At 37.5% G+C, this 20975-nt stretch carries 20 protein-coding genes and 2 pseudogenes; 8 read left to right on the top strand and 14 right to left on the bottom strand.

The window, feature by feature from the left end; all coding sequences use genetic code 11:
- Positions 1-45 precede the first annotated feature (45 nt).
- From GF867_RS01145 to GF867_RS01135, 3 genes are all read right to left on the bottom strand, one after another.
- The gene (locus GF867_RS01145) at positions 46-1059 is read right to left on the bottom strand and encodes a tRNA dihydrouridine synthase (RefSeq protein WP_153831283.1); all 1014 of its coding nucleotides are present in this window, start codon (positions 1057-1059) and stop codon (positions 46-48) included.
- 234 nt (positions 1060-1293) lie between these two features.
- Entirely contained in the window at positions 1294-1908 is a 615-nt protein-coding gene (locus tag GF867_RS01140) for a class I SAM-dependent methyltransferase (RefSeq protein WP_153831282.1), read from the bottom strand.
- Between the two features lie 100 nt (positions 1909-2008).
- Entirely contained in the window at positions 2009-2431 is a 423-nt protein-coding gene (locus GF867_RS01135) for a PPC domain-containing DNA-binding protein (RefSeq protein ID WP_153831281.1), read from the bottom strand.
- 158 nt (positions 2432-2589) lie between these two features.
- On the opposite strand from GF867_RS01135, the gene GF867_RS01130 reads away from it, so the two are divergent.
- The 3 genes from GF867_RS01130 to GF867_RS01120 are packed head-to-tail and all read left to right on the top strand — an operon-like array spanning position 2590 to position 4659.
- Positions 2590-4014: a Y-family DNA polymerase gene (locus GF867_RS01130; RefSeq protein WP_153831280.1), complete on the top strand. Its 1425-nt coding sequence runs from the start codon at positions 2590-2592 to the stop codon at positions 4012-4014.
- A complete protein-coding gene (locus GF867_RS01125) occupies positions 4011-4376 on the top strand; it encodes a hypothetical protein (protein WP_153831279.1) in 366 nt (121 codons plus the stop codon). The genes GF867_RS01130 and GF867_RS01125 overlap by 4 nt, the downstream gene beginning before the upstream one ends.
- On the top strand, positions 4369-4659 hold the full coding sequence (locus GF867_RS01120) for a DUF5960 family protein (RefSeq protein ID WP_153831278.1): 291 nt from the start codon (positions 4369-4371) through the stop codon (positions 4657-4659). The genes GF867_RS01125 and GF867_RS01120 overlap by 8 nt, the downstream gene beginning before the upstream one ends.
- A gap of 138 nt (positions 4660-4797) precedes the next feature.
- On the opposite strand, the pseudogene GF867_RS01115 reads toward GF867_RS01120, so the two are convergent.
- The 3 genes and pseudogenes from GF867_RS01115 to GF867_RS01105 form a co-directional block, all read right to left on the bottom strand.
- A pseudogene (locus GF867_RS01115) lies at positions 4798-6018 on the bottom strand (IS1634 family transposase); the annotation flags it as partial.
- Positions 6019-6033: 15 nt separating this feature from the next.
- A pseudogene (locus tag GF867_RS01110) lies at positions 6034-6432 on the bottom strand (patatin-like phospholipase family protein); the annotation flags it as partial.
- A 186-nt stretch (positions 6433-6618) separates the two neighbouring features.
- Positions 6619-8112, bottom strand: coding sequence for a carbon starvation CstA family protein (locus GF867_RS01105; protein WP_436718592.1), 1494 nt, complete (start codon positions 8110-8112; stop codon positions 6619-6621).
- A gap of 463 nt (positions 8113-8575) precedes the next feature.
- Between GF867_RS01105 and GF867_RS01100 the strand changes: the two genes are divergently transcribed.
- Both GF867_RS01100 and GF867_RS01095 read left to right on the top strand, forming a co-directional pair.
- The gene (locus tag GF867_RS01100; RefSeq protein WP_153831274.1) at positions 8576-8839 is read left to right on the top strand and encodes a hypothetical protein; all 264 of its coding nucleotides are present in this window, start codon (positions 8576-8578) and stop codon (positions 8837-8839) included.
- 94 nt (positions 8840-8933) lie between these two features.
- Complete coding sequence (locus GF867_RS01095; protein ID WP_153831273.1) at positions 8934-9224, top strand: DUF5960 family protein; 291 nt, start codon at positions 8934-8936, stop codon at positions 9222-9224.
- Between the two features lie 140 nt (positions 9225-9364).
- Here GF867_RS01095 and GF867_RS01090 read toward each other — a convergent pair whose 3' ends face one another.
- The 5 genes from GF867_RS01090 to GF867_RS01070 form a co-directional block, all read right to left on the bottom strand.
- On the bottom strand, positions 9365-10228 hold the full coding sequence (locus GF867_RS01090; protein WP_153831272.1) for a MurR/RpiR family transcriptional regulator: 864 nt from the start codon (positions 10226-10228) through the stop codon (positions 9365-9367).
- Positions 10229-10284: 56 nt separating this feature from the next.
- Positions 10285-11748 (bottom strand): PTS transporter subunit EIIC, encoded by a 1464-nt coding sequence (locus GF867_RS01085; RefSeq protein ID WP_153831271.1) that lies wholly within the window; start codon positions 11746-11748, stop codon positions 10285-10287.
- A 27-nt stretch (positions 11749-11775) separates the two neighbouring features.
- A complete protein-coding gene (murQ, locus tag GF867_RS01080) occupies positions 11776-12663 on the bottom strand; it encodes an N-acetylmuramic acid 6-phosphate etherase (RefSeq protein WP_153831270.1) in 888 nt (295 codons plus the stop codon).
- A gap of 1 nt (position 12664) precedes the next feature.
- Positions 12665-13720: a DUF871 domain-containing protein gene (locus tag GF867_RS01075; RefSeq protein WP_153831269.1), complete on the bottom strand. Its 1056-nt coding sequence runs from the start codon at positions 13718-13720 to the stop codon at positions 12665-12667.
- A 431-nt stretch (positions 13721-14151) separates the two neighbouring features.
- A complete protein-coding gene (locus tag GF867_RS01070; RefSeq protein WP_153831268.1) occupies positions 14152-14571 on the bottom strand; it encodes a cupin domain-containing protein in 420 nt (139 codons plus the stop codon).
- 138 nt (positions 14572-14709) lie between these two features.
- Between GF867_RS01070 and GF867_RS01065 the strand changes: the two genes are divergently transcribed.
- Positions 14710-15225: a hypothetical protein gene (locus GF867_RS01065; protein WP_153831267.1), complete on the top strand. Its 516-nt coding sequence runs from the start codon at positions 14710-14712 to the stop codon at positions 15223-15225.
- Between the two features lie 94 nt (positions 15226-15319).
- Here GF867_RS01065 and GF867_RS01060 read toward each other — a convergent pair whose 3' ends face one another.
- Positions 15320-16375, bottom strand: a complete 1056-nt coding sequence (locus GF867_RS01060) for a hypothetical protein (protein WP_153831266.1) — start codon at positions 16373-16375, stop codon at positions 15320-15322.
- A gap of 314 nt (positions 16376-16689) precedes the next feature.
- Here GF867_RS01060 and GF867_RS01055 point away from each other — a divergent pair, with 314 nt between their 5' ends.
- Together GF867_RS01055 and GF867_RS01050 are read left to right on the top strand one after the other, a co-directional pair.
- Positions 16690-17616 carry a glycerophosphodiester phosphodiesterase family protein gene (locus GF867_RS01055; RefSeq protein WP_153831265.1) on the top strand — a complete coding sequence of 309 codons (927 nt, stop codon included), beginning with the start codon at positions 16690-16692 and terminating at the stop codon, positions 17614-17616.
- 97 nt (positions 17617-17713) lie between these two features.
- Entirely contained in the window at positions 17714-18265 is a 552-nt protein-coding gene (locus GF867_RS01050) for a TraX family protein (RefSeq protein ID WP_153831264.1), read from the top strand.
- Between the two features lie 233 nt (positions 18266-18498).
- Here the strand turns inward: GF867_RS01050 and GF867_RS01045 are convergent, their stop codons facing one another.
- Positions 18499-19626 (bottom strand): IS30 family transposase, encoded by a 1128-nt coding sequence (locus GF867_RS01045; RefSeq protein ID WP_153831263.1) that lies wholly within the window; start codon positions 19624-19626, stop codon positions 18499-18501.
- 380 nt (positions 19627-20006) lie between these two features.
- Positions 20007-20975: a ribosome small subunit-dependent GTPase A gene (gene rsgA / locus GF867_RS01040; RefSeq protein ID WP_153831262.1), complete on the bottom strand. Its 969-nt coding sequence runs from the start codon at positions 20973-20975 to the stop codon at positions 20007-20009.

The raw sequence follows: 20975 nt of genomic DNA, 5'->3' as shown, positions 1-20975 counted from the left end.
AAATACCCTCTAAATCATTTAGAGGGCTCTCAAATTACTCATTGATTAAATTTCAGTCATCGCTTCTTCACGTTGTTTAAATGCGAGTTCTTCTGCTGCTTGTTTCACTTCAAATTCATCTAACATCGCACGAACTTCATCGGTTGATTTTGTATCCATCAAAGCAACACGCAAATCGCTAGCTCCACGGAATTCACGCACATAAATTTTGAAGAAACGTAATAAAGGTCTAAACGAACGTGGTTCTTCTGCAGAATATTTATCAAATAAATCTAAATGCAGACGTAACAAATTTAATAAATCTTTACTATCATGTTCTTTTGGTTCAACTTCAAAAGCATAAGGATTATGGAAAATACCGCGACCGATCATCACACCATCTACTCCATACTTCTCTACTAATTCTAAACCAACTTGACGGTTTGGAATATCGCCGTTAATGGTTAATAATGTATTCGGCGCAATTTCATCACGTAATTGTTTAATTTCTGGAATTAATTCCCAGTGCGCATCTACCTTACTCATCTCAACTTTTGTACGTAAATGAATCGATAAGTTCGCAATATCTTGTTCTAATAAATGTCTTAACCAAGCACGCCACTCTTCAATTTTTGCATGTCCTAAACGTGTTTTTACACTAACAGGTAAGCCCCCTGCTTTAGCTGCTTGAATTAAATCAGCTGCCACCTCAGGACGTAAAATCAAACCAGCACCACGGCCGTGTTTAAATACATTAGGTGCAGGACAGCCCATGTTCAAGTCAATTCCTTTATAGCCCATTTCTGCCATACCAATACTCATTTCCTTAAAGTATTCTGGCTTGTCACCCCAAATATGGGCCACAATGGGTTGTTCATCTGGCGTAAAGGTTAAACGTCCACGCACGCTTTCTTTCCCGTCTGGGTGACAATAACTCTCACTATTCGTAAATTCTGTAAAGTATACATCCGGTGCCGCTGCATCCGCTACAACATGGCGGAATACCACATCTGTTACGTCTTCCATTGGCGCTAAAATAAAGAAGGGACGCGGTAACTCTTGCCAAAAATTCTCTTTCATCTTACACAATTTCCTTTCATTCACACTTGTCCTTCACTTAATTCAATGAATCACAGCAAAAGACCAGTCTCTCTCCCGTTTATAAGCAAAGAAAAAGCAGAATAAATCTGCTTGATAAACTTGCTTTCAGTTGTTGTTTAGTCAGTCTTCCAAGAAATACTATTGTAACAAATTTTACTCAAAAAGACAGTATTAATTGTAAGTCTGAGCTTATTTTAGAGAATTTTTAAGTAATCATGCTTGCTTAAAACCCGACATTAAAAATAAGGCCGCTCTTTGTTTCATAAACAAATTGTCCGCTTGGTAAATAATCTCAGCTGCTACCTCTTCAAGGCCCAAATCTTCTAATCCTGATGCTAATTTAGAACGATCAAAACCTGGGTGAACCAAATCAGACTGTACATTCGGATTCTCATCAAAATCTGCAATAAGTAACTGTCCACCTGGTGCTAATAAATCCAGCAATTTTTTCAGCACACTCTGATAATCTTGAATATGCAACAACACCTGAGACATCACGATACAACTAAAGCGCTCTTGTTCCGCTGTTGTATTCTCTAAATCAATTTGTAAAGTACGTGCATTAATCGGTAATACAGCTAGCTTCTCATCAACTTGTTTCAACATCTCTTTCGATGCATCTACAAAGACCCATTCATCAAATTCATCATGCAAATTCAAACCAATTAAACCTGTGCCGCAACCGAAATCCATTGCCTTCACTCGCTCACCAACAGTTATTTTATCACGCATTGCTTCAGCGATAATATTTGCGATTTGAATTCTTTCTGGACTATCATAACGTAAGGCCATTTTATCAAATTGCTCTGTATTCCCGATAACTTTCACGCTCCTTGAATGTTTGTCCCTTGATTATAACAAAAGCGTCTTCCTTAGCAAACTATTTGCCAAAGAAAACGCCCCTTTAACGTTTATAATGCTTCTCGTATTAGTCCAGATTCATCAAGTCTAAACCAACGGTTTCATCTAAACTCCGTTCAATTGCACCCTCTAAAATCGTCACGGTAATTTCCATCGTCACACTCGTATAAGCTTCATTCAAATGCCCACCGATGGTAGATAAATCTTTGCGCCCTAACACAATGTGCAAATGAGGATGATACTTTCCTTGGTTCATCGTCAAATTCCCCATTAAAGACAGCACTTCAAACTCTTCTTCAATCTGATGATTCTCATAATTTTGAGTGTTTAAATGGTAAAAAGCTAAATCTACTCGGTCCACTGCACCGAGTCCAGTCACTTCTGCGGCACGGATATCTTCATTTTCTGCTAAGGAAATCAAATTTTCTTTTATCCCCTCACCGATTGCTAACTTCATTACGATTTTTTGACCCAAACGTAGATAATTCATTTTTATCAAAACCGCCTTTCTAATCGTCTAGCAACATCTTGTATAACTTTATTATACAGCAACAATCTTTCGTTTAAAGAAAATTGCTTATGAGAAAATATTTTGGCTATTGCAAAAGCGAACGTTTGTTCGTATAATATTTGTATGGAGGTGACCTTATGGGTTTTATTGATTATTCGCGCGAACCACGGTCAGATATCGCGTTTATTGATATGAAGTCTTTCTATGCGAGTGTCGAATGCGTAGAACGTCATCTTAATCCGCTGAAAGCATCTTTGTGCGTGATGAGTCATAGTGATAATACAAAGGGCCTGATTCTTGCAAGTTCGCCAACTTTTAAAAAAGTTTTCGGGAAATCTAATGTAGGTCGAGCTTATGATTTGCCTTTTCATATAGAAACTCGCAAATTTAATTACGGCAATGCGCGGCGCCAAGGTTTAACGATTACACCACAATTTATTGAATTTATTGAATATTGGGCTGTACGGACAATATTCGCTAGCCCAAGAATGGGTTTGTATATTGATGTTAATTTAAAAATCCAGAAGATTTTACAGGATTATGCGCCTGAAGAAGAAATTTATCCTTATTCTATTGATGAAGGTTTTATTGATTTAACCAGGTCTTTAGCCTATTTCGATCAAAATCCCAAGGTTAGTCGGCGTATTAAATTAGATGAAGTATCCGCTAGGATTCAACATGATATCCAAGCTGAAACCGGCGTTTATTCAACGATTGGTCTTAGTAACGCTAATCCATTATTGGCTAAATTAGCACTAGATAACGAAGCCAAAAACACAATGAGTATGCGCGCCAATTGGTCTTATGAAGATGTCGAAAGTAAAGTTTGGGCGATTCAAGAGATGACTGATTTTTGGGGCATTGGTAGTCGTACGGCTAAGCGTCTGAACCGACTTGGTATTTATACAATTCGAGAGTTAGCGAATTGTAATCCAGATATGCTGAAACAGGAATTTGGTGTTATCGGAGTACAGCTATGGTTTCATGCGAATGGCGTCGATGAAAGCAATGTATTGGAACCTTACCGTCCTAAAGCGACTGGTTTAGGTAACTCACAAGTTTTGCCTAAAGATTATCACCTGCAAAAAGACATTGAACTCGTCTTTTCAGAAATGGCCGAACAAGTGGCTATCCGCTTAAGAAAAAGGCATAAGAAAGCCACCGTTGTGGCAATTTATGCAGGTTTTTCTCGGTATGTTGAGCAACAATCGATTGCGGCACAAATGAAAGTTGACCCTACACAAAGCACACGGCAATTGACTGCGCATGTCATTGAATTATTTCGCAAGAAGTATAAAGGAGGGGCCATACGCAATATCGGCGTTCGCTACGATGGTTTGGTTGATGAAGCTTATACTGTGTATTCTTTATTCGATGATCCTGTCGAAGAAGAAAAACTAGAGAAAATGGAACATACTGTCGATGATATCCGTCGCAAATTTGGTTATTTATCAATTCAAAGTGCCACAGCCCTTTATGAAAATTCACGCGTGATTGCACGTAGCAAGTTAATCGGTGGGCATGCAGCTGGTGGCGCCGGTGGATTGGACGGATTAGCATGATTGATCGCAGCTATTTACCTTTCAAATCAGCCCGTGATTACCAAGATCGCAAGATGGCTAAATGGTTAGGCTTCTTTCTTTCTGAACATTCTAGTGCGCTCAGTCAGGATGATCCTGTTATCGATTATAGTCGTGCCATGCCATTCAACGATAAATTACGCGCTCTCCGTCAACTGTTCACGCAACAATTACTAGCCGATTTTGAAATTGTGCACGATCAAAAATTGCTTCAATTAACAGGTAAAATCACGCAATTTCAAGATGTGAGCGTTGGCATCTCAGGAAAACACGCTTATCATTTCGTCGCAATCAAAGATATTCTTTCCATTAATTTACACGGGGAGGTGGAAGACAATGGTTAAACCGAGAGTTAGACAAAATGACTTACAATTTGATTATTTCAGCGAAAACTATCGTAGATTTGAAGAAGATTTTTATGAGTACTCTACCATCAGTTTACCGCTAACTTTTATTACAGATGATCTCTTAATGAGCATGGCTGGTTCTCAGAAAAACTACTTTATTCTAAACAGGCATAACGCTCTTGATCAACGCGATCATTATTTTATATTTAAAGTGAAGATGGTAGAAGGTGCTAAAATGACTCGTACTTATGAATACATCGGACATCAAATGAGCATATAGATGGAGTAGATAGTGTTAAATTGGTATCTGTTCGGTTCGCTAAAAAAATAACCTCTACTCACACATTTGCATTCTGTGTGGGTGGAGGTTATTTGATATCTGAGTTTGTTGCCCGTTCTCACCTAAAATCCCGCACTCCTAACGAGGCGGGATTTTTAAGTTGAGTTGTTCATATAATTTTTCTTGTTTTTGGAGGATTTCACCAATTGTCATGCCAAAGGATGGATGGATAAAATATTCAACACGATTAAATGCTTCCAAAACTTCATCCAATGTATAGTCTTTAAACAGATTTGCTTGTTCCATTCGGTGCTTTAGTTCTGAAACCAAAATCAAGGCGAGATATTGGACAAAGAGTTTACCTTCTAAGCCTCGTTCCGATGACATTCTCAAGCGACGCATATTTAACCGGTCTTTTAGATTCATGAAGGCTTTCTCTACTTGATCCTTATCACGATAATGACTCAACACTTGAGCACTTGTCATGCGGCTATTGGATAATAGAACGAAATACCCCATATACGCTAACTTTTCTTCGACTGCTTCTTCTTTGACTTCAACTAAACGATCTTTCGAGACCTTAAAGTAGCGTTTATAAGCCGTCTGATTGGCTTCTTTCAATTGATTCGTCTTTAATTCCTCTTCCCATCTTTGAAGTTGTTGATGGAAACGAATGCGTTCTTCTGCTGCCCGCTTACTATCTAAATAAGCATGGAGTGTCACGGAATAACCGGAAGACGCCGATGCTTTGAACACCTGATTGATGGATAACTTCTGGGCATACAAATTAGTCGCAGCGTCGTAATGAGTATGGCGTTCCATCGTGGGAGCTAACTGACTTAATGCCTCCTTGACATACTTCACTGAGCATTTGGCGCCTTGAATAAACGTGATGTTTTCTTGACACATCAATAACACATTTTCCGCTTTATAAAGACCGCAATCAAGCACTAATTGTATGGGGTGATCGGTTAAATCATCAAATAAACTCATTAACCACGGTAATGTTTTGGCGTCTGGGATGTTGCCTGACAAGGGGCGGTACATAACAGGTAATCGAGACGTGCTGCCATATAATAAAGCCAGATTAAATTGTGCGAGTGAATCTTCCTCTTTATTGTAACCGTATTGTACTTGACGTAACTTTTTAGAATAACTTGAAATAGAGGTCGTATCGTAAAACCAATAAGCATCTTCTGATTATCTCGCTACTTGTGCTTTGAAGAATACTTGTTTTTCCTTCTCAGTAAAGCGTTGAAATAATTCGCTAATCCGTTGTGAGGTTAAATTCTGCGCTGCTTTAGGCAAGTGATGCAATTCTGCCCAACGGCTGAACCGCTGCATAGAACCTGAGGGAGCAAAGTTCCAGGTTTGTTAAGATTGCGCTTTAAAAAATTCAGGTTGATTACTAAATACAACAATACGTCCACTAATTAAGTCAACAGTTGGAATTGCGATTGGTAAGGACAAATCTGACAATTTTACCCCTTGGTACAAAGGATGCAAGGGCACCACTACTTCAGCCAGTTTATCCAACACAACCAAACCATTCCCTTGTCCAACCGCCAATAAATTGACTAAGATTGAACGTTTTCTAAACAATTCACTATTAGCGAGTATTTGATCCGTTTCAATAATTAATGCTAGTAATTCATCTGCAGTTAAACCGTAAGCGACACCTGCCGCAAGAAATGACCCCATCGAAGTCCCTGTGACTGCTGATATCTTTATGTGTTTAGCTTGTAATTCACGGATGTATGCTAGTTCTGCAAAGCTTTTAACGCCTCAACCAGCAAAGCTTATTCCTAATTTCTTTTGTCTTAATTTTATGCTTGTTTTCATATAGTTAGCCCCCAGTTACTTGCACTATAAACGATTCCCACGAATTTAAAACCGACTTCAGACTGAAAAACCCCTCTTTCATCAAGAGGGGAAATGTTTAAAGCTTATAAGATTAGTCTAGTTATTGCCTAATAATTCTGGATAAATAGCTTTGATTGGTAAGTGATCATTGATCAATAGGCTATCTTTCGTTAAGGCTTCTTTCGTTTTACGCACATAGATAATAAAGACAACTAGAATAACGGCTGTTATTGCTGCTGATAAATAATAAGAAAGTTGCATTTCGAGACCAAAACCAATTTTCTCAGTCAGCAGATATAAGATAACCATGTATAACATGAACACACCTGGAATCAAAGTTACCCAATAATTCGCTGATTTGTAGATTAAGTAAGCAGTTGAGACGAATAAAGCAATTACTGCTGTTGTTTGATTCGCCCAGTTGAAGTAACGCCATAGAATATTAAAATCAATAAACATTAAAGCGGTACTCATTGCAAAAATCGGAAAAGAGATAGCAAAACGATTTTTAAATGGTTTTTGATTAAGCTTGATGTAATCCGCAATAATCATACGTAAACTTCTAAAGGCCGTATCACCTGATGTAATCGGCAAAACGATTACTCCAAGAATGGCAATTGTACCACCAACTGAACCTAAGAGTGTTAAAGCAATTTCACTGACTGCCGCAGAAGCAGTACCAGCTTTAATAAGAGCGCTTAAATCAACACGGTCAAATAATGCCATTGCTGCAGCTGCCCAAATCATTGCAATTACGCCTTCAGTAATCATAGCACCATAAAATACCCAACGGCCTTGACCTTCTTTTTGAATCGTGCGTGAAATAATTGGGCTTTGAGTAGCGTGAAAACCAGACATTGCGCCACATGAGATCGTAAAGAAAATACCAGGAATAATTGATACGCCATCTGGATGCATATTCTGAAGATTTAATTCTGGTACATTGGCGATATTACCGCTTGTAAATAAGATAATCAAAACGCCCACACATGATAATAAAAGAATTGCGCCAAAAATTGGATAGATGCGGCCAATAATCTTATCAATTGGTAAAATCGTTGATAAAAAATAATACATAAAAATAATGACAACCCAGAACCAATTATTCATAAAAGCTGGTGTTAGATTAGCCAGTAAAGATGCTGGTGAAGTTACAAATACTGTACCTACTAATAATAGCAATAATGATGCAAAAATATTCACCACATGTTTCATTGGCTTACCTAAATATTTACCCGCTAAAGCTGGTAAATGTGCGCCGTTGTTTCTTAATGAGATCATGCCTAAATAATAATCGTGCACAGCACCAGCAAAGATATTCCCAATAACAATCCAAATAAAAGCTACCGGACCATACAAGGCACCCATTATCGGGCCAAAAATAGGACCTGTTCCAGCAATATTTAATAATTGAATGAGCCAGTTTTTACTTTCTGCCATCGGAATAAAATCACTACCATCTTCCAATACATAGGCTGGCGTCTCTCGCTCAGTTTCTACACCAAAATTTTTGACAATAAGCTGAGAATATAAGACGTAACCTAGCACAAGTAATACAATACCACCAATAAATGAAATCAATAAAAACACCCCTTCCTGTTATACAACAACCAACTAAAAGAATAGTATCACACGTTTTGTTATAATACAATAAGTGAAATAGCCCCTTTCTAATGCTATTTATTTATTGATTTCCATTTCGTGATAGTTATGTGACTTTCTCACATTCATAATCATTTGTTTTTTGTAATATAAATGGAATGATTTGTGAAGCGCTTACACAACATAATTATTTTAATGTTTTTTTGAATAAAATACGTAGCAAACACTCAAAGTGCCGGCTACGTTTCTAGGTTAACTATTATAGCGTGTTGGTCAGTTCTAATCCCCTTACTCAGCTACACGATTTTTGCAAAGAAATCTAAAAAGGCCAGTAAATTCTCCTATCATTAAGTAGACTAATACCGTCGAAGGAAAATTCACGCGTGATTGCACGTAGCAAGTTAATCGGTGGGCATGCAGCTGGTGGCGCCGGTGGATTGGACGGATTAGCATGATTGATCGCAGCTATTTACCTTTCAAATCAGCCCGTGATTACCAAGATCGCAAGATGGCTAAATGGTTAGGCTTCTTTCTTTCTGAACATTCTAGTGCGCTCAGTCAGGATGATCCTGTTATCGATTATAGTCGTGCCATGCCATTCAACGATAAATTACGCGCTCTCCGTCAACTGTTCACGCAACAATTACTAGCCGATTTTGAAATTGTGCACGATCAAAAATTGCTTCAATTAACAGGTAAAATCACGCAATTTTAAGATGTGAGCGTTGGCATCTCAGGAAAACACGCTTATCATTTCGTCGCAATCAAAGATATTCTTTCCATTAATTTACACGGGGAGGTGGAAGACAATGGTTAAACCGAGAGTTAGACAAAACGACTTACAATTTGATTATTTCAGCGAAAACTATCGTAGATTTGAAGAAGATTTTTATGAGTATTCCACCATTGGTTTACCGCTAACTTTTATTACAGATGATCTCTTAATGAGCATGGCTGGTTCTCAGAAAAACTACTTTATTCTAAACAGGCATAACGCTCTTGATCAACGTGATCATTATTTTATATTTAAAGTGAAGATGGTAGAAGGCGTTAAAATGACTCGTACTTATGAATACATCGGACATCAAATGAGCATGTAGATGGAGTAGATAGTGTTAAATTGGTATCTATTCTCACTTTATTGAAGATTTTGATACTTTACACACAACTATAAATGCAAAAAACTGGCTTCACATAAATGTGTGAAGCCAGTTCTCTATTTATTAACACAAGTTAATACTTATACACTATCTAGTAATTTTTCATAAGTAGCAGTCGCATTACGAGTCTTATTTAGACCAGATATATTCTGATTGTAATTTTTCGCCATATAATGATAAAAAATAATATCTACAGCAAACATTTGACTCAGTAAAGAAATCGTCGCGCCACTTCGTAACGGTGCTTCTTGCGTGTCAGCCATCGCTAGAGCGATGTCAGCTGTATTACGTAATGGATTATTGCTATCTTTCGTTAAGGAAATTGTTGTTAATCCAAGCTGTTTAGCAAGTTTCATTAGGACTAATCCTTCAATTTTCTCTCCACTGTTCGAGATTCCCACATAAGTTGAACCTTCTACAGCTATCGCCATTAGGGCAGATAACTCATGAGTATCTTGAGTACAAAATACTTGTTTACCAATACGGCTAAATTTCTGTTTCATGTCTGAAGCAACTAAAAAAGAGGCACCTAATCCATGAATAAATACAGCTGGAGCTGCTGCAATAGCATCAACCACTTGATCAATCACTTCATTTTTCAATACTTCGGTCGTTTTTTCAAAGAAAAAATTAGTATTAAATAACAGTTTACGCTTTATATCATCAATCGCTTCACCAGGTGCGATATCTGTCAAAAGCCCCATATCAATTTGTGCTGTCTCACCCGATAGTTGTATCTTAAACTCTGTAAAACTTTTTAACCCTATTGAATTACAGAAGCGGATAACAGCTGCCGAACTTGATCCAGCCTCAGCTGCCAATTTAGTTGCACTCATCTGAATAATTTCAGTGGGTTTTTCAAGAATCAATTGACCGATTTTTCTTTCTGATTCTGGCAAATTAGACAAGATATTTTTAATCGTCATTAAAAGCGTTTGAGCCATCCGCTTCACCTCTTTCTTTTATGCCTTACTCATCTTATTATACGGTATGTCAGCGATTAAAGTGAAGTTTCAATTTCTGTTGCTTCCATCGCTTCAGCTGGAACACCGAATAAATAAGTTGCTACAAAACCGCCAACATAAGCAGCAATTAAACCTAAAGCATAACCCCACCATCTGCCATTAGCAATCAATGGTATCAAGGCAACGCCACTTGGACCTACTGCTGTTGCACCAATTAGACCAATAGCTCCAATAACAGCACCACCGATACCACCACCAATACACGCTGTGATAAATGGACGTCCTAACGGTAAAGTAACTGCATAAATTAACGGCTCACCAATTCCTAAAATACCTACTGGTAATGAACCTTTTATAATGTTTGTTAATTGTTTATTTTTACGACATTTCACCCAAAGTGCGAATGAAGCTCCAACTTGACCTGCTCCAGCCATTGCTAAAATTGGTAATAATAATGTTGAACCAGTATCGGCAATCATTTCAATATGGATTGGTGTTAAAACTTGGTGAAGTCCAAACATTACTAATGGTAAGAAAGTTGCTCCTAGAATGAATCCAGCGAACGCACCGCCAACTTCTAGTACCCAGTTAATTCCACCCACTAAGCTAGATGAGATTACACCCGCAATTGGCATGATTAAGAAAATAGTTAATAATCCTACAACAATCAACGCTACAGTTGGTGTTACAATAATATCTAATGAATCCGGAACAACTTTACGTAGTTGTTTTTCAACAATTGCTAAAATAAATACTGCGAAGATAACACCAATAACCCCGCCTTGTCCAGCACTTAATGGATCACCAGTAAATAGGTTGATTAAAGGTTGATCTGCGTTCATACCATTTAAATAAACAACCCCTGCAATTACTCCACCTAAACCTTCAGTTGCGCCAAAGACTTTAGCTGCATTAATACCAATGTAGATGTTCAAGTAAGCAAATAATCCATTTTGTAATATTTTCATTACTGAGAAAATTTGTGTCCAAGTATCTGGATCAATCGTCCCAGCTGTCATTAAGTTTTGAATAATTGATGCGATACCACCAATAATCCCCGCTCCAACAAACGCTGGAATTAATGGAACGAAAATGCTCGCAATTACACCTAAAGCACGCTTAAATGGTGTATCATTTTTCTTTTTGTATTGACTCTTAACTTCTTTTGCGATGCGTTCGCCTTCGGCACGTCCATCAACTAAATTACCGTCTAAATTTTCATTAATTGATTCAACGCCTATTTGTCCTGACATATTGGCCATTTGAGTTGCTACTTTTTGTGCAGTTCCTGGTCCAACAATTACTTGTAAGTTATCACCATCTTGAACTACACCTAATACACCCTCAATTTTTTTTAGCATGTCTACATTCACATTGTCTGAATTTTTCAAATCAATTCTTACACGTGTCATACAATTATAAACTTTATTTGTGTTACCTTTACCGCCAATGTTGTTATAAATCCCTTGTGCAATTCTTTCTTCTTTAGATAATGCCATTTTAATTCCTCCTATTTTAAAATCGACTTATAATGTTTGATGAATAAAACCATTTGCTTGCTCTAATTTAATTGTCGCCTCCTCTTTAGTAGAGCTTGTCAGAATCATGACAATTGCCAATTTAACTTTTTTATCTGCAGCTTCAAAGGTAATACTTGCTTGCTCATAATCACACTCTGTCGCTTGCATAATGATGCGTTTTGAGCGCTCTTCCAACTTCTCATTAGTTGGTTGTACATCAACCATTAAGTTCTGATACGCTTTTCCAATACCTACCATTGAGGTTGTTGATATCATATTTAAGATTAATTTCTGAGCAGTCCCTGCCTTTAGACGAGTTGAGCCAGTTAAAACTTCAGGTCCACAATCTACTTCAATTGGGTACATGCTATACTTACTAATCGCACTATCAAAGTTACAAGCAATCGTTGCTGTTGTTGCACCAATTTCAGTTGCATATTCTAACGCTCCGATTACATAAGGGGTACGTCCACTTGCTGCAATACCTACTACAGTGTCCTTATCCGTCAGCCCTAAATTAACTAAATCAGTTTTACCTAATTCTTTTGAATCTTCTGCTCCTTCAACCGCAACAGTCATCGCTTTTTCACCACCAGCAATTAAACCAATCACCATATCTGGTGATACGCCAAATGTTGGTACACATTCAGCCGCATCTAAAACGCCTAAACGACCACTTGTACCCGCGCCCATATAAATTAAACGGCCACCTTGATTAAATGATTCAATTGCTGCTTCCACAACTTTGGAAATCTCTGATAATGCACTCTCAATAGCTTCTGGAACTTTACGATCTTCCAGATTCATTTGAGTTAACATTTCAGTCACGCTCATGCCATCCAAATTCATGGTATGAGGGTTGCGTCTTTCTGTTGTTAATTTATCTAAATTCATTTTAATCCTCCCATATAATTTCAAACTTTTGTCCAGGTCCACAATACGCAATCAACGGTTGATATTCCGCTAATACATGGCCAACTACATTTACTTTTTCATCAGCAGGCAAATCACGTTTAGTAATTTGGACCTCTCCGGCATAACGCTCATATAAATCATTATCAATTGTTATACTACCCATTGGACGCTCTTTTACAGTCATAGGTAAAATTTTATTAGGCTTACGCAAACGCGCTTCTGCACTTCGAATCGCATCACGTGCTGCATCCATTCTATTTGAATGCTGGCCTTTTAAAAATTCACTCTGCTTATTGATGGAATTAGCTCGTAATATCAATGTGTTGTCTAATTGATAAGCCCCAAATTGTTGCCTCACTTCTTCTGAAATTTCAGGATCACCAATAAAAATTTTATCAATATTTCCTAGTTTTTCCATTTCTAACGCTGCAACAAAAGGATTCATTCCACGATGCTTTTCTAAGGTTGGTAAGCCTTCACAGAGAGGTCCTCTAAATGTTTTGTTACCTGGAACAAATGTCATTACTGTGAAATCATTTGCTTTTAACCATTGATTTTGCTGTTTAAAGTCACGTGTTCCTAAACCAGTTTCAGGTCGAGGATAATAATTATGCCACGCTTCCATATTCGAGAAATTAGCGCGAGCAGTTCTGAGCTCTCCTAAATCTTTTTCAGAAATTGTACTAGCATTTAATGCAATAGTTAAAGCATGGCTTAAATTAGCAATCGTTTCATTGTCAATTCCGTAGTCCATGCGTAGTCCTGTAACACCCCATTCTAATAGAGGAGTTACATCTTTGAAATCTAACCCCACCTTGTTTAAGGCGTTCCCTGAAATATCAACCATTAACTCCATAGAATGTCGTTTAGCAAAATTTGCTAACGTCTTTAATCGAGTTAAGGTGTGACGTTCATCATCTTCTGGAATATGAATCGAAGTGAATATTCCAGTGAATCCTGCATTTTTCATTGCTTCCATATAGTCAAAAGTAGCTTCAGATAACTCTTCGTTTAAGAATATAGAAAAACCAAACATCTTACCCCTCCTGTATCCGGTTTCTTCATACTCATTATACTCGTCTGAAATAAAATTTCAAGTTTTTGTATAAATAAAATAAATAGTTAAAAAATAGTTTTACCTAAGTATTAAAAATTAAAAGACTCAATACATTGAATACCTTAAAAATCCATCCAAAATATTATTACGCATCATCTTTTAACCACCTAAGCGTAGCTCACCGTTTTAGTTTACCTAAAGCGGTACAAAGGGCAATCGGCGCAGCTTGCTCTGATTTTGAGCGTAGCGAATTAGTCAGAGCCTAGCCGATTGAGCCGAAAAAGCCTGAATGACAGTGAAGGCTTCGGAGGCGACCACCGCCTTGGTAAACTAAAACGGTGAACGAAGCACAAGCTAACAAAAAAAAGCCTCTGAGTCATAATATACTGACTCAAAGACTTTCTTATTGTTTAATGTTCGTTTGGATCATCTAAATCGTCTTGAAGTGTTTCATGGACAGTACCTGGTTTGTGTTCAATTGCACCGTATACCGTAATCATTTTCACATCTTCAGAACCTTCATTAATGATATTGTGCCACATACTTGCTGGGACTAAGACACTATCGCCTGCCTTCACCGTATGTTCCTCTAAATTATCTTCCATTTTACCAACTTGTGCTCTGGCTTCACCTTGAACAATTTGATACAACTGATCAATACCGGCATGCGTTTCTAAGCCCATTTCAGTTCCAACAGGAATTGTCATAAGTGTTACTTGTAAATTAACACCTGACCAAAGTGTCGTTCTAAAATTAGTGTTCTCCAGTGCCATATCCGCTAAACTATCAAATCTAGGTAATTGACCATTGTCTGTAAAATCAAAACTCATATTTAACGCCTCCTTATTATCTCTATTTTAATTTAAAATTACAGTAACTTCAAATATCAACCGTCACATGATTGAGATTCGCAGAGTATCTTGTATAATATTCTGGTATAATGTTGTAGAAATGAGGTCGGTAGGTGAATGGAAGCAAAGCATATTCAATTAGTGGCGGCAGGACCGGATGAAAAGGTCTGGATTGCTGAAATTACAGATGAAGATGAAACATTTAAATTAAAGCGCGACTTTTTACCTGAACAGGAGTCTGGGATTTGGGACATTTACCCAGGGTGGTATCAAATTCAAGGTTTAGTTCCGGGCTTAGAACCGTTTCAAAAAGAGTACGTCAAAGTCGAACATGGCGAAATGACGCGTTTTCTGAATTTCCGTTGGATGTTACAGGAGCTACCTAAAATTAAAGCATATGAGCCGCAACGTTTGGAAAGAGTAAAACATCAATTACATTTAGAATTGGATGAAATAAAAGCAGCTGTACCGTTTGAACCGGTGGCTGAGGAAATCGAACGTCAGAAAGAGGATTTGGATTTCTTAGAAAATTCGAGTCAGGCAATTGCCGGTTTAGGTATGCTTCGGCAACGCAAGGCGTCTATGATTAAACAGTATACTGAGTACTTTCAATACTGGGAAGAGCAATGGTAGATCGGCAATAAAACAATAAAGAACTCCTCCTAAGTCATGTTAGACTCTGGAGGAGTTCTTTAGTTTATGAAGCATTTATGAAATTAGTCGTGAATTATTTAGCCGTGTCATGTTGTGCTTGGAAAGTTTTCGCACCCGCAAAACCTGCAAACGAACTAATCACTAAAGCAATTAATAGGCCGATAAAGATGTAAAGCGAGTAACGCGCTGTCGCGTTTGTTACTTCTTCAGCTTTAACACGTGCTTCTTCAATTGCTTGCTCTGCCTCAGCTTGTAAATCAGCTACAGCTTGTTCAGCTTCAGACAACATCTGATTCGCTTCTTCAGTTGCGGTCGCATATGCTTCTTGAATATTCTGAACCGCTGCTTCAACTTCTTGCTCAGTTAAATCAGAATTAGCTGCAATAGCTTCTGTTAAATCTTCTTCATTAATTTCAGCTGTAATTCCTTCAACGCGGTCTTGGATATTAGTCGTTACCTCATCGAATACTTGTCCTGGATCTTCACCATCAATCACAATTCTTTGACCCGCTGCCGTCACTTCATCAATGGTCGCATCAAGTTGGCCTTGTAAATATTCTGGTTGTAATTGTTCAATTTCAGAATTTTCTAATGCCTCTACCACTTCTTGATCTAAATCCATCTGAGATAAATCAACATCTAAATTTTCAGAAATCGCATTAAAGGCATCTTCTGATAAGTTTCCAACCGTTTCACCTACAGTGCCAATGGTTGTACCAACCGCATCACCGGTAACTCCTAGTAATGTCCCAACAGCACTAAAGGCTGATGTTGCGACTGATGTCATTAAGACAAACATCGCAATCAAATTCAACGCCCAAGTTAAGAAGCCATGAACAAATCCTGCACGACTTGCGGTTAAACCAGCCACATAACCAGCTAAACCTAGTGAAATAATCAGGGCTACAATTGTCCAAATGACTAAGCCCATTCCAACGCCTTCTAGCGGGTTGTTTGAAGCTAAATCCGATACACCTAATCCGATGGCCGCACCAATTAATGAAAACATCAAACTTGTTGCGATAAAAGTGACTAAACCAGCCAGAATACTTGCCCAGGATAGGTTCATCCCCGCTTCTCTAGACGGTACATCATATACGTACTTGCTGATAAAAGTTTCTTTTGCCATGTTCTTCACTCCTCTTAATTTATGTTACATTCATACATTTTCTTTGACAACATCCGACATCCATTAATAAAATATTGATATATTTTTAATTTTATTAACTTCTATAAATTACCATAATGCACACGGATTGAAATCTCAAACAATACGACTTAAGTTTTCATTTAACAAAAACAAATGTGAAATACAACTAATAAGCATCTATAAACTTTTAATTTTCCCATAATTTATTTTAGTTTTTATTGCTTTTAATTTGCGTTAACATATTAATAAAACTATACTTAGCATAAAGTCTCACCCAATAAAAGGAGGTCCAAATGAATAAGCATATAAAGAATTTCTTGAAATTAGGCGTTCCCCTTTGGTTAATGGCTTTCCTATGGCCTAATCGACGTCAAAAGTTACCATTTTTCTTTGACGATTGGCAGAAGCCCTATAATATTGCCCATCGGGGTGGAGCCGCATTAGCTCCTGAAGAAACTTTAGTGGCTTTTACGAATGCTGAAAAAGTCGGTGCCAATATGTTTGAATACGACGTCCACATCACAAAAGATGGTCATCTCATTGCGAGTCACGATCCGACTGTTGATCGAATAACGACTGGGAGTGGACGCATCAATGAGTTAACTTTGACTGAAATCAAACAATTCGATGCGGGTGAAAAGTTTGTTGACCTAGAAGGCGGTCAACCTTACAAAGATAAAGGTGTAACATTAGCAACGGTTGAAGAAATATTCCAACACTTCCCTTATATGCCAGCCGTCATTGAATTAAAAGATACCAACAATCCCGTTTATTACGAAGCGATGGTTCAAGAAATGTGGCGTTTAATTCAGCAATACAATATGCAAGATAAAGTGATTATTGCGAGCTTTGACCATGCGATTAATCAACGTTTCCAAGAAATTTCTAAAGGTCAAGTTGCAATTGGTGGCGGTGAAAGTGAAGCACAACGTTATATCATTAAGCTGCTCTTACGCTTGAATGGCATTATCCGCACTGATGCGCAGGCATTTCAATTACCTTTAGAGCAACATAATATTGACCTGACTCAACGAAATATCATAAAAGGTTCTCAGCGTCTTGGCATCGATGTCTATTATTGGACGATTAATGATGAAGCAACCATGCGCCAATTAATTCGCCGAGATGTCGACGGCATCATGTCTGATAATCCTGCTTTGTTAAGTCGCGTTCTTAAAGAAGAATTTCAACGTCGAGAGCAAAAACTGAAGAATCGTTAAGTCATATTTTGACTCAGAATAGGACTTGAGCCTCATACCTCCTTTATAAGACAAGTGATAGTCATTTATACAAACAAATGCTTTAGGAGGCACTTAGATGTTTAATCATAAAATAGGTTTAACCGCGTTTCATTTAAAAATATTAGGGATTACTTTGATGGTCTTTGACCATGTGCATCAAATGTTCTATTTTGCAGGGATTTCGATGTGGTTTACCATGTTAGGTCGTATTGTCGCGCCAATCTTTATTTTCTTGTCCGCAGAAGGTTTCCATTATACTCGCAATCGTAAACGTTATATGATCACTTTATTAGTTGGTTTCTGGCTATGCCAAATTTTGTTCCAAGGCCTGACGTATTTATTCCCGAATGAACATGTCACCTTAATGAATTCAATTTTCGGTACATTATTCCTAGGAACTTTATTGATGTGGATTTACGACAATTTTAAAGAACGAAAAATAGTCAAAGGTATCTTAGGTACCGTAGCTTTTGTCATCCTATCCGCTCTACCCTTAATGTTGATTAACCTTGCAATGACTGGCGCTACACTTAATCCTTGGTTACTGCGCTTAATCCTTTTCATTCCTTCCCCTTTCACAGTTGAAGGTGGTATCATCTTTATTTTAATGGCGCTATTCTTATCCTGAATAATTCATAGTACCTTGTCAGAACAGGCATTTATCCCGCTTTGATAAGGTTTATCACTCTATTCCTTCTTCACCCGTTGGGTGAAGAAAAAAATATACAAAAAGAGCACACTCTATGTTATTGTAAAGTCGACCAAAACAACAAAAACAAGAGGTGTGCTCAATGTCAACTTTACAAGAAAAGCAAGTTTGATTGCAAGTTAAAGTGATAGTCTTTTTCCTGTACAACATCTTTAGGCACATTCTTGAAAAATCTGTTGAATATTTGGAATATATTCTCTAATTAACAGTTGCATCGAAGTATGTGACTTTAATATTCTTCTAGGGTAGTTATTTATCCAGTTCTGAATTTCATATACACGTCCTTTGGTGTATTTACTAATGGCACTTCCTTTCGGAATGAAACGACGAATCAATGTATGCATCTGTTCGTTACTTCCTCTTTCATAAGAAGCATATGGATGACAATAGTAAATATTCGTACGAGGGTCATCACTTTCTTCGATGGATTTTTCTAGTGCTTCTGAATTGAGAAATTCAGACCCATTGTCGACGGTGATTGTTTTGAACGTTTGAGAGAAATCGTCAGTACCTAGCTCTTTTTCCAAGGAATCCAGTACTCTTTTAACTTCTTTCTGCGTTTGAGCTCTCAATTTAAAAATAAGCGTCAACCTATATTTCCGCTCGATTAAAGTCAATAGGCAAGCTGTTCCTGTCTTCTTACCTGATTCAACGGTGTCCATCTCCCAGTGACCAAATTTCATTCGACTATCCACTTCTTCAGGACGGTGGGTGATATCTTTACCAAACGGTACTTTTTGTCTAGGTTGAACGTTTCTCTTCTTACGTTTTTTCAGCTCACCACGTCGTGGTAAATCGGTTATTGTCACATTTAAAAAGAATTCATTTTCAATATAATAGTAAAGGGTACGCGTACTTATCTCCGTTTCAAAAGGGTTTCCGTTCTTCTCTAAATCCATTATAATCGCATCAGGAGACCATTTATCTTTTAATATCTTAGCTTCAACATGATTAACAAACTTATAGTCATCTTGAAGTTTTATCTCTGGGCCCTTATTCGTCGCCTGACGATCATAGTCTTCTTGAGCAACGACCGCTGAATATGACACATAATCTTTCCATTCAGAGTCTTTTAAAATCACTTTCCCTCTACTCAGCTCTCGATAAAGACTAGATACGCCACAACCGATAATTTCAGCCATTTCTTTTCTAGTCATTTGTTTCTTTTTTGGCAGTAATCGCTTCGCTTTTTCTAGATTCTCAATCTTTATTCGATCTTCAAATTTCAGATGCTTCTCTTTCTTTTTGCGCGTGATATTGGTAAACTTATGTTGGTTCATAAAGAATCCCCCCTGTATTGTTTGGTTTGGTTACTTTAATTATACAGGAATTCTTTATGGACTTTTTTTGACCTCTCACTTCACTTTACAATTTTCCTTTTGATAGCTTCATGACTTCAACTCCACTCTCATACTTTTTAGGTTTCAGTTCTTTAATGAAGACGGGCATTTAATTGTCAGCACCATAAACTTATACACTCATAGTATAACAAAAACAACATCCACACTTCACTTCAATCTTTTACAGTTCATAATAGGATATAAAACAAAAAAAGTGTCGTTCACGTTTTTTAAAAACACTGAACCACACTTTTTTATTATACATTCTTCTTACTGATACTATAGTATTTGGGACTCCATTTTTCCAAATGTTCTACGTTTTAAATGCCGTTCACTTTTCTATAACGAGCTAAGCGCTGCTCATCCAGCTCGCCCAACTCTACCGCCTTTTTAACTGCACACTTAGGTTCTGACAGATGTTGACAGTCACGGAATTTACAGTCTTTCGCAAGTTCTATAATGTCTGGAAAAAGATTGTCTTCTTTTGTTTTCTTCGTAGTCGCTATGCTTTTTATTCCTGGTGTATCAATAATGTAACTTCCCGTATCTGGAATAGGGATAATGGTCGAATAGGTCGTTGTATGTTTCCCTTTACCATCCACTCGTACATCATTCGTTTTTTCTCTGTGAGCACCGACTAGTTTGTTAATGATTGTCGATTTGCCTGCACCAGACGCTCCAATTAAAATAGTAGTCGTTCCTGGTTTTAGTTTCTCCTTTATTTCGTCAATGCCACTTTCTTTTAATGCACTCACCCTTAGAATGTCTAACTCTGGGTAAACAGCTGCAATTTGACTGACTAAATAATCAGCCTGTTCAGAAAAATCAGACTTCGTAATAAGTACTGTCTGTTTTATATTATACTCAGTGAAAGTCACAAGATAACGCTCCAACTTAGATAATGTAAATCGCTGATCTGTCGAAAGTGTTAAAAATACATGATCAACATTTGATGCGACGAGCTGTTCTTTCTCTTGCATTTTCCTTGTCTTTTTTGCCTGACTTTTTGCTTTGGATAAAACGTTTTTTCTCTTGAAACATTCCTTTATCCACATATGTTCCTCTGTTTTTTCTAAAGACACAAAATCTCCTACAACATACGTTGACGTTAGTGCCCCTTTCTTTTTATCGCTTTTGGAAAGTTTTTGTTTTACTTGGTCGTAAATGCAGTCCGTTGTTGCAACGGAATAGGTATGATGCGTTTGTTTCACGATACGCCCAATTAAGTCATCTTCTAGCTCCATTTTGTTTTTAAATTCAGCAACCCCAAAATCATTTAATATTTTCAT

The sequence above is a fragment of the Fundicoccus ignavus genome (assembly GCF_009659375.1).
Taxonomy (GTDB): domain Bacteria; phylum Bacillota; class Bacilli; order Lactobacillales; family Aerococcaceae; genus Fundicoccus; species Fundicoccus ignavus.
This window is presented reverse-complemented; position numbering and strand designations above follow the sequence as displayed.

What these genes read in the sequence shown, in the direction of transcription:
- GF867_RS01130 (WP_153831280.1), top strand. Translation starts at nt 2,590, where the DNA reads ATGGGTTTTATTGATTATTCGCGCGAACCACGGTCAGATATCGCGTTT.
- GF867_RS01060 (WP_153831266.1), bottom strand. Translation starts at nt 16,375, where the DNA reads ATGGCAAAAGAAACTTTTATCAGCAAGTACGTATATGATGTACCGTCT.
- GF867_RS01135 (WP_153831281.1), bottom strand. Translation starts at nt 2,431, where the DNA reads ATGAATTATCTACGTTTGGGTCAAAAAATCGTAATGAAGTTAGCAATC.
- GF867_RS01085 (WP_153831271.1), bottom strand. Translation starts at nt 11,748, where the DNA reads ATGGCATTATCTAAAGAAGAAAGAATTGCACAAGGGATTTATAACAAC.
- GF867_RS01120 (WP_153831278.1), top strand. Translation starts at nt 4,369, where the DNA reads ATGGTTAAACCGAGAGTTAGACAAAATGACTTACAATTTGATTATTTC.
- GF867_RS01100 (WP_153831274.1), top strand. Translation starts at nt 8,576, where the DNA reads ATGATTGATCGCAGCTATTTACCTTTCAAATCAGCCCGTGATTACCAA.
- GF867_RS01095 (WP_153831273.1), top strand. Translation starts at nt 8,934, where the DNA reads ATGGTTAAACCGAGAGTTAGACAAAACGACTTACAATTTGATTATTTC.
- murQ (WP_153831270.1), bottom strand. Translation starts at nt 12,663, where the DNA reads ATGAATTTAGATAAATTAACAACAGAAAGACGCAACCCTCATACCATG.
- GF867_RS01055 (WP_153831265.1), top strand. Translation starts at nt 16,690, where the DNA reads ATGAATAAGCATATAAAGAATTTCTTGAAATTAGGCGTTCCCCTTTGG.
- rsgA (WP_153831262.1), bottom strand. Translation starts at nt 20,975, where the DNA reads ATGAAAATATTAAATGATTTTGGGGTTGCTGAATTTAAAAACAAAATG.
- GF867_RS01065 (WP_153831267.1), top strand. Translation starts at nt 14,710, where the DNA reads ATGGAAGCAAAGCATATTCAATTAGTGGCGGCAGGACCGGATGAAAAG.
- GF867_RS01045 (WP_153831263.1), bottom strand. Translation starts at nt 19,626, where the DNA reads ATGAACCAACATAAGTTTACCAATATCACGCGCAAAAAGAAAGAGAAG.
- GF867_RS01075 (WP_153831269.1), bottom strand. Translation starts at nt 13,720, where the DNA reads ATGTTTGGTTTTTCTATATTCTTAAACGAAGAGTTATCTGAAGCTACT.
- GF867_RS01070 (WP_153831268.1), bottom strand. Translation starts at nt 14,571, where the DNA reads ATGAGTTTTGATTTTACAGACAATGGTCAATTACCTAGATTTGATAGT.
- GF867_RS01125 (WP_153831279.1), top strand. Translation starts at nt 4,011, where the DNA reads ATGATTGATCGCAGCTATTTACCTTTCAAATCAGCCCGTGATTACCAA.
- GF867_RS01050 (WP_153831264.1), top strand. Translation starts at nt 17,714, where the DNA reads ATGTTTAATCATAAAATAGGTTTAACCGCGTTTCATTTAAAAATATTA.
- GF867_RS01145 (WP_153831283.1), bottom strand. Translation starts at nt 1,059, where the DNA reads ATGAAAGAGAATTTTTGGCAAGAGTTACCGCGTCCCTTCTTTATTTTA.
- GF867_RS01090 (WP_153831272.1), bottom strand. Translation starts at nt 10,228, where the DNA reads ATGGCTCAAACGCTTTTAATGACGATTAAAAATATCTTGTCTAATTTG.